This is a genomic window from Chitinophaga sp. H8 (assembly GCF_040567655.1).
In the GTDB taxonomy this organism is placed as follows: domain Bacteria; phylum Bacteroidota; class Bacteroidia; order Chitinophagales; family Chitinophagaceae; genus Chitinophaga; species Chitinophaga defluvii.
Map to the genome: position 1 here is coordinate 3,115,183 of NZ_JBEXAC010000002.1, position 15,638 is coordinate 3,130,820.

General features: G+C 44.7%; 10 protein-coding genes. 7 read left to right on the forward strand and 3 right to left on the reverse strand.

The features are described 5' to 3' along the window. Window positions 1-9: 9 nt before the first annotated feature. Window positions 10-423, reverse strand: coding sequence for an OsmC family protein (locus ABR189_RS26470; protein ID WP_354663509.1), 414 nt, complete (start codon window positions 421-423; stop codon window positions 10-12). A 248-nt stretch (window positions 424-671) separates the two neighbouring features. Between ABR189_RS26470 and ABR189_RS26475 the strand changes: the two genes are divergently transcribed. The 7 genes from ABR189_RS26475 to ABR189_RS26505 all read left to right on the forward strand — a co-directional run bounded on the left by ABR189_RS26475 (window position 672) and on the right by ABR189_RS26505 (window position 12,261). Beyond that, window positions 672-1,505, forward strand: a complete 834-nt coding sequence (locus ABR189_RS26475) for a hypothetical protein (RefSeq protein ID WP_354663510.1) — start codon at window positions 672-674, stop codon at window positions 1,503-1,505. Between the two features lie 36 nt (window positions 1,506-1,541). Next, window positions 1,542-2,438: a lipoyl synthase gene (lipA, locus tag ABR189_RS26480; protein ID WP_354663511.1), complete on the forward strand. Its 897-nt coding sequence runs from the start codon at window positions 1,542-1,544 to the stop codon at window positions 2,436-2,438. 348 nt (window positions 2,439-2,786) lie between these two features. Then, window positions 2,787-4,118 carry a TolC family protein gene (locus ABR189_RS26485; protein ID WP_354663512.1) on the forward strand — a complete coding sequence of 444 codons (1,332 nt, stop codon included), beginning with the start codon at window positions 2,787-2,789 and terminating at the stop codon, window positions 4,116-4,118. A gap of 18 nt (window positions 4,119-4,136) precedes the next feature. Next, window positions 4,137-5,273 (forward strand): efflux RND transporter periplasmic adaptor subunit, encoded by a 1,137-nt coding sequence (locus ABR189_RS26490; protein WP_354663513.1) that lies wholly within the window; start codon window positions 4,137-4,139, stop codon window positions 5,271-5,273. A gap of 48 nt (window positions 5,274-5,321) precedes the next feature. After that, the gene (locus tag ABR189_RS26495) at window positions 5,322-8,504 is read left to right on the forward strand and encodes an efflux RND transporter permease subunit (RefSeq protein WP_354663514.1); all 3,183 of its coding nucleotides are present in this window, start codon (window positions 5,322-5,324) and stop codon (window positions 8,502-8,504) included. A 217-nt stretch (window positions 8,505-8,721) separates the two neighbouring features. Beyond that, complete coding sequence (locus ABR189_RS26500; RefSeq protein ID WP_354663515.1) at window positions 8,722-11,142, forward strand: TonB-dependent siderophore receptor; 2,421 nt, start codon at window positions 8,722-8,724, stop codon at window positions 11,140-11,142. A gap of 159 nt (window positions 11,143-11,301) precedes the next feature. Beyond that, window positions 11,302-12,261, forward strand: coding sequence for a phosphodiester glycosidase family protein (locus tag ABR189_RS26505; RefSeq protein WP_354663516.1), 960 nt, complete (start codon window positions 11,302-11,304; stop codon window positions 12,259-12,261). Window positions 12,262-12,868: 607 nt separating this feature from the next. Here the strand turns inward: ABR189_RS26505 and ABR189_RS26510 are convergent. Both ABR189_RS26510 and ABR189_RS26515 read right to left on the reverse strand, forming a co-directional pair. Further along, window positions 12,869-14,047, reverse strand: a complete 1,179-nt coding sequence (locus ABR189_RS26510) for an alpha/beta hydrolase family protein (RefSeq protein ID WP_354663517.1) — start codon at window positions 14,045-14,047, stop codon at window positions 12,869-12,871. A gap of 185 nt (window positions 14,048-14,232) precedes the next feature. Beyond that, window positions 14,233-15,621, reverse strand: a complete 1,389-nt coding sequence (locus tag ABR189_RS26515) for a neutral/alkaline non-lysosomal ceramidase N-terminal domain-containing protein (RefSeq protein ID WP_354663518.1) — start codon at window positions 15,619-15,621, stop codon at window positions 14,233-14,235. Window positions 15,622-15,638: the final 17 nt, after the last annotated feature.

The window sequence follows — 15,638 nt, forward strand, 5'->3', positions numbered from 1 at the left end:
GCTAACAGCTTACCAATTAAACGTTACATCCTGCAAAATATCCGGATGTACACTTTTGGCCACCGGGCAGGTAAGTGCTGCTCTTTCGAGGATGGTTCTTTCTTTTTCTCCCAGCTGGTGTCCTTCAGGAAAGTCGAAACTCACTTTTACACCAGTGATCCTGCGGGGTTCGGTGCCCATGATTTTTTGAATACTTACCCGGGTGCCTTCAATTTGCCATTGGTGCTGGCGGGCAGTGATGCCCATGATAGTCAGCATACAGGAGCCTAAAGCCGTAGCTACCAGGTCGGTAGGAGAAAACCGTTCGCCTTTACCGTTGTTGTCTACAGGCGCATCTGTTTCTATGACGGTGCCAGACTGTAGATGGGTAGCAGTGGTACGAAGTTCTCCGGTATATATTATCTGTGCGGTTTGCATGGTCATTTATTTAAGATTGGAAATGTAAAATAAATGTATTTTTATTAATTGGTCAATGGCAGGCAGTGAGCGGGTATAGAACAGTCATCCGGGAATAGTGATACCGGTGGGGATTTGTGGAGCTGAAGCGAAGGCCTTGTGGGCTGACAGCAACTAATTTTAAGAAAAAAACCTGTAGGTTTGTAACAATACTATAAAACAAGCGTTTATTAAATATATAATAGCCCATTACTGTGAAAAAATTACACTTATTCTTGCTTTTACTACTAATCGGCGGCAGTTTGCAGGCGCAAACCAATAACCCGTCCCGCCAATCGAAGAAAGAGGAGAAAGAGCAAAAGAAGTTAAAGCGTATTTCCCTCTTTAAGGAAAGAGAAGAAGGGGAAAATATGTATGAGCGTGATTTTTCTATAGGAGGCCGGTTAAATACGGATGGCTGGGGAGGTTTTCTGGAAATGGGGTACCGTAAGAACCGGAAGATCGTCAATTACTTTCAGTTTGAGTTTGCAGAAAAGAAAGACCCGCATGAGCATAAACGTGCCGGAGAATACCTGGGTACCGGTCCATGGGGAGAGTCTTATTCTGAGAAGCCTTATATTTTCCTGAAGCAGAACAATTTTTACCAGGCAAAGCTGGGCATAGGACAACGGTACCTAATAGGAGGAAAAGGTAATAAGAATGGGGTAGAAGTGAGTGCTATCTATTATGGAGGCATCTCCCTGGGGCTGATGAAGCCTTATTACCTGAACATCCGGGACCCGAATACGGGAGGTGCCATACAGGTGAAGTATGGTACGGGCACCACGTATGATACTTCGTTTATCAAACCATCAGACATTATCGGAGGAGCCGGTTTTGGCAAGGGCTGGGGCGAAATTAAACTGGTACCGGGATTACATGCCAGAGCAGGTATGCGATTTGACTGGGCGCATTTCAATGAAGTGGTGAGTGCACTGGAAGTGGGCGTGAATGCAGAGTACTATACCAAGGAAGTGCCTATTATGGTAGAATTGGATAATAAACATAAACAGTTCTTTTTCAATGCATATGTAAGCTTGCAGTTTGGTAAGCGATGGAATAGGAGATAAGTAGTAACTTTGCTTTTTAAAAGAAAGGAATCAGCGATGCAAGAATTACCCGTAATAGCCGCAGAACCAGCCGCCACCCGAGTTAAAAAACCGGATTGGCTGCGCGTGAAGCTCCCGATAGGAGAAAATTATAAGCAGGTAAGAGGACTGGTAGATACCCATAAATTACATACTATTTGCGAAAGCGGTAATTGTCCTAATATGGGCGAGTGCTGGGGAGCCGGTACTGCTACCTTTATGATATTAGGAAACATCTGTACCCGTAGCTGTGGTTTTTGTGCAGTCGCCACGGGCAGGCCGGAGCCGGTAGACTGGGATGAACCCCAGCGTGTAGCAGAGGCCATCTATATCATGAAAGTAAAACATGCCGTACTTACTTCAGTAGACAGGGATGAATTAAAAGATGGTGGCTCTATCATCTGGGCAAATACCATTAAAGCCATCCGTGCATTGAATCCGGATACTACATTGGAAACGCTGATCCCTGATTTTCGCGGACAATGGGAAAACCTTCAGCGTTTGATAGACGTAGCTCCTGAAATTGTTTCCCATAATTTGGAAACAGTAGAGCGTTTAACCAAACAGGTAAGGATACAGGCTAAATACCATCGCAGCCTGGAAGTGATACGCCGGTTAAAAGAAGGTGGTATGCGTACCAAGAGCGGCATTATGCTGGGACTGGGCGAAACAAAAGAAGAAGTGGTACAGGCAATGCAGGACTTAACCGACAACGGTTGTGACGTTGTAACATTAGGCCAGTACCTGCAACCTACTCCCAAACATCTTCCGGTAGTACGTTTTGTACACCCGGATGAGTTTGCCGAACTCCGTGAAATTGGCTATGCAATGGGACTTGACTATGTAGAATCGGGTCCGCTGGTAAGGTCATCTTATCATGCAGAGAAACATATTCATAGTGGTCGTCCACAATAGATTACTCACAGCATTGTAAACATTACATTAAAATCACCCTTTATGGGTGATTTTTTATTAATAGAACATTATCTTTGCTCCTCAATAAAAAAAGAGGTCTCCGATAAATCCCCTCTTTAAGGAAACCTGAACCTACCTGTTTTAATGGAAGCGTAACAAAAAAAGTTGCAGGCGTAGCCCGTATGGGAAATGCTAATGACGCTTGATAGATATTGTCTATTGCGTATAAACAATAATGATATCTATATAAGAGGATTATACGTTTCGGCATATAATTTTATCCCCTCTTTATACAGCTATCATTTATTCTGATTGGTACAAAGAAGAACTGACTGACAAAAGCCTTTTATGAAGAAAGTATTTTTTCCGGTAGTTGTGATTAGTATGTTATTCCTCACGGGTAGTATATATGCACAGCAGTCCCCCGATTCACTATTATCTCAAGCCACTGTAGAGGATTGTATACGGTATGCGTTAGCGCATCAGCCCGTTTTGAAGCAGTCTCAGCTGGATGAAGAAATCACCGAAAGAACGATTAAGAGTAAACTGGCCGACTGGTATCCGCAGGTGAACCTGGATTATAATATCCAGCATTACCTGGAGTTGCCTACTTCGTTTTTTCAGAACCAGCCCACCAAAATAGGGGTAACCAATTCATCGGCCGCGTTGTTTTCACTGAATCAGAACCTGTTTAGCCGCGACCTGTTACTGGCCAGTAATACCGCCAGGGACGTACGTAAACAGGTGAGGCAGAATTCTACCCGCAACCGCATCGATGTCATCTCTGATGTGAGCAAAGGGTATTATGATGTATTGCTTACCAAAAAGCAGATAGAAGTGCTGGATGAAGATGTTGTGCGGCTGGAACGTAGTTTGAAAGATGCGTACAACCAGTATCAAAGTGGGGTGGTAGACAAAATAGATTACAAGCGGGCCACCATTTCATTGAATAATACCCGGGCGCAGCGTAAAGGTGCCCAGGAGCAACTGACTGCCAAGATAGAATACCTTAAACAATTGATGGGCTATCCTACCGGCGGAAGCGAGCTGTCGCTGGTATATGATACCACAGAGGTAACCTCCCAGCTGGCTGCCGACACCGCCATTATGGTAGATTACAAGAGCCGGATAGAATACCAGTTATTACAAACACAGCAAACTTTGCTGAAAGCGGATCTGCAATATAATAAGTGGAGTTTTCTGCCATCTTTATCTGCTTTTATAAACTACTCCTTTGCCTATCAGCATAATGAATTTGCCAAGTTGTATGATCACAACTATCCGAATTCACTCTTAGGTTTAAAGTTATCCTTACCTATTTTCCAGGGGTCCAAACGTATTCATAATATACGTCAGGCCGAATTGCAATTGAAGCGGATAGACTGGGATTTTATTACTCTGAAAAATCAGATCAATACCCAGTATACTGCTGCAATGGCTGTTTATAGGAGTAACCTGAATGATTATACGGTATTAAAAGAGAACCTGGAAGTAGCCAAAGACGTATACAACATGGTGCAGTTACAATACAAGGCAGGTGTAAAAACCTATCTGGATGTGATAATATCAGAAACAGACCTGCGTTCTGCGCAGCTCAATTATTTTAATGCTATGTACCAGGTACTGTCGAGCAAGATAGATCTGCAGAAAGCATTAGGAACCTTAACAGCTAATTATTAAATGGTAACCGGAACGGATATGAAAAAGAAGAATTACATTGTTTTTACTTGCACTGTTGGGCTGCTTTCCTGGACAGCCTGTAATGGGCCGGCCACAAAAAGTGCTCCTGCCATGCCGCCTACGCCGGTAAATGTGGTACCAGCAGCTACGGGATCAGCCGTTTATTATGATAAATATCCCGCCACAGTGGTGGCATTAAACCAGGTAGAACTTCGCTCACAGGTAGGAGGTTTTATCACGGGTATTTATTTCCAGGACGGAGAGGTAGTACAGAAAGGAAAAACATTATATGAAATAGACCGCCGGAAATATGAAGCCGCTTACCGCCAGGCAGAAGCCAGCATTCAAAGCGCCAAGGCTAACTATAACCGTGCTAAAAAAGATGCCGACCGCTATCATCAGCTGGCCGAGCAGGATGCGATTGCACGTCAGACATTAGACAATGCAGACGCTACGCTGGAAACCACCCGTAGCCAGGTAGCCGCCGCAGAAGCCAGTTTGCTTGCAGCACGTACCGACCTGGACTACTCTTTAATTAAAGCCCCCTTTACCGGAAGGATAGGGATATCACTGGTGAAGCTGGGCGCACAAATCAGCCCTGGTTCCACTTTGCTGAACACCATTTCTTCAGAAAATCCCATTGCCGTAGATTTTGTGGTAAATGAATCTGATATCCCGCGTTTTGCCGCATTCAAAGGCAAAACAGTAGGCGCACAGGATTCTACTTTCCGCTTATTACTGCCTAACGGGGTGGCCTATACAGAAGCCGGCAAGATCATCGCAATAGATCGTGGTGTAGATAATCAAACAGGTACTATCCGGGTGAGGATCGAATTCGCGAATCCGAAGGATGAGCTGAAAGATGGTATGAGCGCCGTATTGATGGTATTGAATGAACAGTCCGGTGAGCGGGTGATTGTACCTTACAAGGCGGTGATTGAGCAGATGGGTGAGTTCTTTGTATTTATAGCAAAGGATAGCATTGCAGAGCAGCACAAAGTACATTTAGGGCCTAAGCTGAAAGACCAGGTAGTGATTATGGAAGGTGTACAGCAAGGAGATAAAGTGATCACAGAAGGCTTCCAGCGCTTACGCGATGGCGGTAAGATACAGATAGGTATACCACAGCAGCCTGCCAAGGCGCCGGGTAAATAACCCCGTGGTAGCCGGAAAATGAATCGTTAGGTTAAAACAGCAGGAAAGATGATTGCAAATACTTTTATACGCAGACCAGTAACCGCTATTGTTATATCGATTGTATTGGTAATGGTAGGGCTGCTGGCTATGATGACACTGCCTATCGGGCAGTATCCGGAAATTTCCCCGCCAACGGTGCAGGTAACCGGAACTTATACCGGTGCAGATGCCCAGACGGTAGAACAAACGGTGGCCACACCCGTAGAAGTACAGGTGAATGGTACCCCAGGTATGACCTACCTGCAGAGTAACAGTACCAGTAATGGTGCGATGAGTATGACGGTAAACTTTGAGGTAGGTACCAACATCAATATTGCTGCCCTGGATGTACAGAACAGGGTAGGTATTGCACAGCCTACATTGCCGCAGGAAGTACAGCGTTTGGGGCTTACCGTTAGAAAACGTAATCCCAGTATCCTGATGCTGGTAGCAATGTATTCTCCTAAGGGAACACACGATATCACATTTGTGGATAACTATACGAACGTGTATGTAAAAGATGCATTGCTGAGAGCTAAAGGGGTGGGAGATATCTTTACCCGTGCGGATGACTTCAGTATGCGTATCTGGCTGAAGCCAGACAAGCTGGCCGCAATGGGTGTTACTGCTGATGATATCCGTGCCGCATTACAGGAACAGAACGCACAGATTACGGCGGGTTCCATTGGGGCACCACCGCAGCAAACCGGACAGACTTTTGAATATACCATATTTGTAAAAGGACGTTTGACAACACCGAAGGAATTTGAGGACATCGTTGTAAAAACACGCCCCAGTGATGGAACATTGGTATATCTGAAGGATGTAGCCCGCGTAGAGTTAGGTAAGTTTAACTATGCAGGTAATAACTTTGTGGATGGGAAGAGAGCATCCTATCTGCTGGTATACCAGGCACCGGGTAGTAATGCGATTGAAACAGCTGAAGCGGTAGTAGCTACCATGGAGCAGCTGAAAAAATCGTTCCCCGCAGATATAGAATATGTAGTACCATTTGAATCAGTAACCGTAGTAAAAGTGTCTATCAAAGAAGTGTTGCACACGCTGGTAGAAGCACTGATACTGGTAGTACTGGTAGTATTCCTGTTCTTACAGAGCTGGCGTGCTACATTGATTCCAATATTGGCGATCCCGGTATCTATTATTGCCACGTTTATCTTCTTTATACCGTTAGGCTTTACGATCAACACCCTTACCCTGTTCGGGTTTGTACTGGCCATTGGTATTGTGGTGGATGATGCCATCGTGGTGGTGGAAGCGGTGCAACATAATATGGACCATGAGAAGATGTCGCCAAAGGATGCCACTACCCAGGCCATGAAAGAGATCTCCGGGCCGGTAATTGCCATTGCATTGATCCTCGCGGCAGTGTTTGTGCCGGTAGGATTTATCCCTGGTATCGTAGGCCGGTTGTATCAGCAATTTGCGATCACAATCGCGATTTCCGTATTGATCTCTGCATTTGTGGCACTGTCATTAACTCCGGCGCTGTGTATATTGATCCTGCGCCCGATGAACCTGAGCAAGGATTCGAAGGGGCTGAATAAATTCTTCTTTAAGTTTAACAGATGGTTTGGTCATACTACCTCCCGTTATTCATTAGGTGTGAAGAAAAGTATTAAGCTGGCACGCTATGTTATCATCCTGCTGGTTTGTATCATGGTGGGTACCATGCTTTTATTTAAAGCAAAACCTTCCGGATTTATTCCTACAGAAGATGAGGGACGCTTGCTGATTACTTTTGACTTGCCGGAGTCCTCCTCTACAGAGCGTACGGTAGGGGTATTGACCTCTATGATGAGAGATCTGGACAGTATTCCTGAGATAGCGCACTATGCCGCACTGGGAGGTTTGAACGTAATTAACTTTGCGACCAAATCAAACAGTGGTACGATGTTCTGCCAGCTGAAACCATGGGATGAGCGGAAGGAGAAATCACAGCAGATATTTGGATTGGTAGCCAGGGTACAGCAAAAATTTGCCAAGTACAAGGAAGCCAATGTGGTGGTAATTCCGCCACCGGCTATTCCGGGGTTAGGATCTACAGCAGGTTTCTCTTTTATACTGCAACAGAAAACAGCTGGTGAAGTAAAGGCCTTTGAAGGGGTATTACAGCAATTTCTGGGAGAGATCAACAAACGTCCTGAAATAGCAAGAGGGTTCTCCTTCTTTACCGCACGGACACCAGGTTATCAATTGGATATAGACCGTGAGAAAGCGAAAAAGCTGGGTGTAAGAATATCCGATATCGGTACGGCTTTGCAAACCTATATGGGTAGTGCTTATATCAACGACTTTACCATCTATGGCCGTAACTTCCGTGTACTGGCGCAGGCAGACTCTACTTATCGCGGAGATATTAAGAACCTGTCGCAGATATTTGTACGTAACCAATCGGGAGGTATGGTGCCATTAAGCACATTAACTTCTTATAAGGTGATAGAAAGTGCACCGGTAATATCGCATTACAACCTGTTCCGTTCTGCGGAAATAAATGGTGGTCCTGCACCGGGTTATAGTAGTGGTGATGCGATCAACGCACTGAAAGAGGTAGCTGCACAGGTGTTGCCGGATGGATATGGCTATGAGTTCTCCGGGTTGAGCCGTGAGGAGTTGTTGTCAGGATCCAAAACGGTGTACATCTTTGCCCTGTCTATCATCTTTGTATTCCTTTTCCTGGCAGCGTTGTATGAAAGCTGGTCGGTACCGTTCTCTGTACTGCTGGCAGTACCTATTGGTGCCTTTGGCGCCATCCTGGTACTTACCTTCCTGCCTAGCCTGAGTAATAACGTATATGCACAGATTGGGTTGATTACCCTTATTGGGTTGTCGGCCAAAAATGCCATCCTGATAGTGGAGTTTGCGAAAGAGCGTGTAGACAGGGGGATGGAGCTGGTAACAGCTGCCGTGGAAGCTGCGAAGCTGCGTTTACGCCCCATTATCATGACTTCCCTCGCTTTCCTCTTAGGTATCATGCCGCTGGTATTATCTTCCGGTGCAGGTGCGGAAGCGCGTAAAACGATGGGTTGGACCGTACTGGGAGGTATGTTTACCGCTACCTTCCTGGCTATATTTATTGTACCGGTATTATTTGTGGTAATTACCCGTTTGGCATATGGTAAAGCCAAATTGCAGCAAATGCGTGAACTGTATAATGAAATACCAGACCGCGATGTACAGGGGAAATTATAGTTGACCTGGATTATTATTATTATTATTATTATTATATAAAAGAGGGCATCTCAATATTGCTTTGGGATGCCCTCTTTGTTTTTCGATGACTTTTAAAAAGGGTTGTTGGCCGGCAATTTTTCCCTATTGCGCAAGAACTTTTCCCAAATCCGTAAAGGAGGGCTGTTTTGTGTGCCTAGTTTTGCTGCTCATTCTTAGGAAAAATTCAACAACCCATATGCATCTATTTATTAACAGGGCATTGCTACTGCTATGCCTATTATGTACTGTCAGCTTTTCTTTTACTGCATCGGCAGTTACAGAACCATTATCTGCTATTAAAGGAATCGTTGTTACATCAGATGGTGAACCTGCTGCTTATGTGGCGGTACAGATCAAAGAAAAGAACCGCGGCACACTGACCAATGAAAAAGGGGAATTTGTGTTTAAAAAGCTGCCTCCTGGCCGTTATACACTTCAGGTGATGCTGATCGGATATAAAACAATGTCGCAGGAGGTAGAGGTGACCGAGGACCAGATTATTCAGGTAAAGCTGGAGCTGGAAACTACCGATAAGCAGCTAAAAGAAGTGATTATAAACGGTACCAGGAACCGGTATAAAAATGATAGCCTTTCCGGGTCATTACGTTTAAGAACGCCTATCCTGGAAGTACCACAGAATATACAGGTGATTTCTGCCAATGTTATTGCTGATCAGCAGGTATTTGATGTAGTGGATGGGGTGACCCGTAATGTAAGCGGGGCTACCCGTGTGGGCCACTGGGATAATCAGTATGCCAATATCCGTATGCGTGGTTCCAAGATCCCCGCTTTCAGGAATGGTATGAACATTGAAGCCAGTTGGGGACCTACAGCAGAAGATGCTGCCATGATAGACCGTATTGAATTTGTAAAAGGACCTGCCGGATTTATGCTGGCAGGTGGTGAGCCCGGTGGTTTTTATAATGTGGTAACCAAGAAACCAACCGGGATTACCAAGGGGGCTGCTACAGTGAGCATGGGTAGTTTCAGTACCTATCGTGCAGCGCTGGATTTTGATGGAAAGCTGAGCAAAGATGGCAAATTGCTATACCGGCTGAACATTGCAGGCCAACAGAAAGATTATTATACCAAATACAATTATAATAACCGCTACCTGTTTGCACCTGTATTAAAATACCTGGTAGATGACCGTACCTCCGTTACACTGGAATATACTTATCAGACTTCGAAGTACCTGGCCAATGGCAACTATGTATTCTCAAAAAGGAAATTGCTGGACGAAAATATCTCCAATGACTTCTTTTATGGTGATCCTTCTATGGAGCCGGGTAAACTAAAAGACCACAGTGCTTACTTGTATTTCGATCATAAAATGAATGACAGGTGGGAAGCACATGCACAGGTAGCTTACTTCAATTTCAGTATGGTAGCCAATAGCACCTGGGCCAATAGCGTAGAAGAAAACGGAGATATGCAGCGGTCTTTCAGTGTAGCAGATGAGGTAGGGGAGAACCGTTTTGCACAGGCTTCCGTTTCCGGCGAAGAGTATACCGGATCTGTGCGTCACCGGATACTGGCAGGAGTGGATATGGGGAATAAAAAGTTCTGGGGGGATTTCAGAACACTTGGTACCCTTCAGTTTGGAGAAGGAAAAGTATTCAATGTATATAATCCAATCTATAGTCTGCCTTTTGGCGCTATGCCGGCAATAGACCGCAGCCAGAGTGTAAAAACCAGAGCAGGAGGCAGTAACTATGTAAGTGCTGTGAACTATACTTCTGCCTACATACAGGATGAATTGGGCTTCTTTAATAATAAGTTACGTTTATCCCTGGCAGGACGCTTTACTCATTCAGAAACGGTGGGTAAAACCAAGGGGGCTGAAATAAAGGATAACGTGTTTACGCCCCGTGTAGGGCTGAGCTATTCAATAGATAAATCCACTACCGTTTATGGATTGTTTGACCAGTCTTTTGTACCCGTACCAGGCGCAGATTCCAGTCAGAATGCCTTTAAGCCAATAAAAGGAGTAGATGTGGAAGCTGGTGTTAAAAAAGAATGGTTCGATGGTAAATGGGTAGCTTCTGCTACGGTGTACCGCATTGCCCGCCAGAACTCTCTGGTAAACCTGGGTATAAAAGACAGTCGTGGTGCAGATGTACAGGAACAATTAGGCGAAACCGTTACCAAAGGAGTAGAAGTAGATATCAATGGTGAGGTCCTTCCAGGCCTGAATGCAACGCTGAACTACGCCTATACGGATTCTAAGATTTCGAAGGAAGCGCCTAATGCTACGACGAAAACAGTAGGCAATATCACCCCCAACACGGCTACGCATATCACTAATGCATGGCTTAATTATCGTGTGGGTAAAGGTTTTCTGAATGGGTTTGGTGTAACAGGTGGTATACAGTGGATGGCAGACCGGTATGTGGGCAATGCCACCAAAGTGTTCAGTATCCCTAACTATTTCCGTACGGATGCGGGCGTTAGCTATCTGAAAGGAAAGTACAGTGTATCACTGCTGGTAAATAACCTGCTCAATGATCAGCAACTGCTCACTGCTGCTTCTATACCTACTACAGCTACCGGTTTCTATAATTACATTGTAGAAGCACGCCGTAATTTCAGAATGACTATTGGCTATCGGTTCTAATAATCTTTTTGGGTTATATACAGGCGGGTGTCTCAAAAGTACCTTTGAAACACCGCCTTTTTAGTTAGATTAATTCCTGGTTAAATCGATGTGACCCTTTTATTTGAGCATAATTAGTGGCTGGTGTTTTCTACTTTTATTAATTAAAACGATAGCGACTTGAAAAGGATATTGTTAATACTGGGATTAACAGGATTGGTGGCAGAGGCTACAGCACAGTTACATTGGCGGGAATCTGCTGATCATAACAACCATCTGCCAGCTTCTGTTCGTGTGTTTGAAACTAAAGATACGCTGGATGGAAAGCCTTTCCAGGCTTTTTATCTTATTGCAGATCTGAAAGATAAACAACTTGATTTCGTAACCCGTACCGGAGATGGCAAACGTTTTACCCCTGCTCAATATGCAGCAAAAGAAGGGGATAATACACTGGCAGTCGTTAACACTACTTTCTTCTCTTTTAAGGATAATAGTAATCTGAACTTAGTAATATCTGATGGAAAAGTTAAGGCAGTAAATCCTAAAATGATCGTCAACCCGACAACAGCCGGGAAAGCTGATACGATCTATCCTACTACAGGCGCATTTGGAATATCAAGACAACGGCAAGCGGATATTGCCTGGGTGTATAATGTGGGCAGGAAAGATAAGCCCTTTGCATATTCAGCGCCTGCTGCTCCCATCACTACTCCTGATGGCCAGGTGCAATATAACCGCCCTTCCCGCAAATATCCATCTGGTGGTCACAGATGGCGTATGCGTCAGGCAGTAGGAGGAGGGCCGATATTGGTACAGGATGGCAAAGTGTTTATTACCAGCAAGGAAGAACATAAATTTGGGTATGCTGAGCAGGATATGCATCCCAGAACCGCTATTGGCTATACGAAAGATCATAAACTCATCCTACTAGCTGTTGAAGGACGGCATAAAGGTATTGCAGATGGGGCCTCTCTACCTCAGCTCGCGGATATTATGATCAGTCTGGGCTGTGTGGAAGCGCTTAACCTGGATGGTGGTGGTTCTTCCTGCTTGTATGTAGCTGGGAAGAATACGATTTATCCTTCCGATAAAGGTGCCCAAAGACCTGTACCTGCAGTACTGGTTATTAAAAAGAGATAATCGTCGAACAGTCTGGAATAAGGGGGTAGTTTAGAAGGCTGATAATAATTGGCTTAAATTGTATTTGTAATCAATCGTTTAGAGAGTCGTCGCTCTCCACCTGTTTTTGTACTACTACAGATCGACGATAAAAATTGCTTATTTTTAGAAACCGATAGGTGGGGAGCAAGGGATTACTGATGTTGGAATAGCGGGTTTTAATTGGACCGTAGCGGAATTGAAAGCAAGAACTTTGATTTCCTAGTTGGCATCGACCCTGGGTTTTAATTGGACCGTAGCGGAATTGAAAATTCGGCTTCACTGCATTCATGGGCTTAATTAGCTTGTTTTAATCGCACCGTAAAGGAATTGAAAGTGATACAGGCGGACATTTGGAAGATTTCGGCACAGTATTTTAATAGTACCATAAAGGAATTGAAAACGCGCAGAAGATCCTGCTATCACTGTCAGGCAGCTGTTTTAGTAGTACCGTAAAGGAATAGGACTAGGCATAAGATTGCTATAATTACAGCGTTGAAGATGCCAACCTTACGTATTCAAATAAAACGTCGTCTCAAAGAACTGAGACGACGTTTCTATAATATGCAATCCGTATACTGATTTTCTTTTATTTTCCTGTAAACAATGCTGCCACTGCTTCATTGCCTGTAGCGGCATTGGCGGGTCTTGGATGTTCGTTGTTGAATACGGATAATTTTTCTTTGGGAATTATTTGTATAAATGACTCATCGATCTTACCATTTTTATCTTCCACCTTTTTGAGATGCAGCCCTAGGTGCTTGGCAAAAAAGTGATACACTGCCAGTCGTTTAGAAATGCCATAATCATGTTCTTCATTGGCCAGATGAACATTTTCCACCCGGTCATCCGCCTTGTAAAATGAGTAGATATGTTTGATATAGGGGTATTCTACATCAGGGGTATTCCTTGTCCAATCGTCACCATCAGAAACGATGATCATAGGTCTTGGTGCAGCGCAGGCTGCGATCTCTACATTATTTGTCTGCAAGCCAGGGGCTTTGTGAATGGGCATGCCACTTTCACAAACACAGCCACCAAAGAAATGGGCAGCCACCATCACCACAGGAGCCGAAACAGCAATTCTGTTATCTACAGCAGCGAGTAAAAAAGATTGTGTGCCGCCACCGGAAGCGCCGGTAACTGCGATACGTTTTTCGTCTACACCCTTTAAGGAAGTTATGAAATCCACTGCCCGGATACTGTTCCAGGTCTGCATCTTTACCAGAAGCGGGTTTTTATGATCGCTTTGTGTAGATTCTCCAAACCCAACCATGTCATATGCAAATACAACAGCCCCCATTTTTGCCATCGCAGCACAACGTAACTGCATATCATCGCGGAAACGACCATCCTCCCAATGCCCATGCGGACACAAAATTCCAGGCACTTTACCCTTTACCTTCAAAGGCCGGTACAGGTTACCAGTTACCCAAAAGCCGGGCCTGCTTTCGAAGGCTACGTTTTCAACGGTATATCCATCCATTACTTTTTTATCCCGGACAATCGGGTTAAGGGGTGTTTTTTCAGGCATCGGTGTTAATCCTGCGCCCAGCAAAATATTTTGCCGGATCTTTTCCTTCCTGGTTTCCCAGCTCGCTTTATCATGATAACTCTTTGCAAATTCCTGTAGCTTTTCCTTACCCTGTTCTTCTGTCCAGTATTTTCCCTTACATAGCTGGCTTGGATCGATCTGTCCGTAAGCAACCCCGCCGGATAAGGCCAACATAAAACATACACTGAAGGCTGATTTAATATATCTTAACATAGTATGGTGATTGAAGATCTATTTTTGTAAATAGAACGCCTGAAATTAATATTTTCTACATACAATTTTCAGTATCTGCCCTATAACGGATAAATTTTTTTGTTGGTATTGCAAATATGCTTTTCCAAAACAAAAGACCCTCCGCTAACAAAGCGAAGGGCCTTTTGTAATAAATGTGCCTGATTTTATTTCGTGGCCATAGACCGCATTTCGCCATGCAGATAGCCAACAACGGCTTCTGTAAGGTCTTTTTGAACCGAAGGGGTAAACGGACATACCGTTTCCACTTCGTATCCACCGTATTTAAACTGGTCTTCACTGGGGAGGTATCCAAGCCATCCGTTGGTGTAGCCAAAATAAAAAGTAAAGGGGAAAGGAGAGCTTTCACGTACGGCATTCGAGATCTCACAGAATAATTCAACAGGTGCACTCCATATCGCGATGTCTTCATTGATCTTCAAAAACCTGATGGGCAACAGGATGGTATTATCCCCTGTTTTGGAAGTACGGGAATATTTGCCCATATCTTCCGGCCAGCCCAGCCCGGCTCTCCGGGGTGTTTCCACCATGAGGGAGCCGGTATTTAACTTCACCGTACCTGTGGTAGTAGTGATCAGCTTATTGGCAGCCAGGATCTTATCGCCCAACAATACACGAAATTCTCCCAGATGACTTGATCTGATGTTGGGATAGGTACTATAGATAGGTGCCAGGTTGCCGGCAGCACCATTAATAAAAAGCAAGGGCACACCAGTTTTTTCTTCTATATATTCAGATACCAGTCCTGGTACATCCGCACTGATATCGAGGTTGGTACCACCCAGTACTGTTCCGTGAATAGGATAATTGGAGATCAGCACCAGCGGAGTCCCGTCGGCTTTGTCTATCCGCATTAAACCTATCCGACGATCTACCTCCCCATCCGGGTTCATCCCTAAAGAGGCCTTACCGTTTTCATCGATAGCCCGCCGGTTTATATTGGCTTGTGAAAAGCCCCATCCAACGCCCAACTTAGCTGCTGCCAGGTTTTTGCGCGCTTCTATGATCCCATTAATCAGCTTCTCTTCTACTTCTCTGGTATAGGCAGTGTCCACAGGATGTTTGTAACGTTCTCCCATAAAAACGGCTGGTAATCCCGGTACGCCCACCTCAGGTGCGGAATGTGTATGTGTTAATGACCACCAGAAGTTTTGCGGGTTGATGCCCAACTGCTGTTGCAATAATCCAGCCACATGATCATATTCTGAAGGGGAGATAACGCAGATATCAGAAGACACTAAAAAGAACTGGTTAACCCCATCATCCAACGCAATGATCCGGTGGTAAATACGGTCATGAACACCCGTAGATTGCCGTGCCTGATAACCTAACAGCATTTTTGGACTGTTAGGAGTGATATCAATCTTTACAACCGCAGCACGGAAAACCCCAGGCGTTTTGCTGCCAGGTGTTTTAGCCGTAAGTCCTGCCGCATATAGCAGGAAAGCCAGCACAATAATCAGCCTGAAAAAAACACCGGCCCCGAAGCTATACGTTGCATGTTGAACGTTCATTACTTTAGCGTGCATTTTCATAATATGTTTTTAGAATA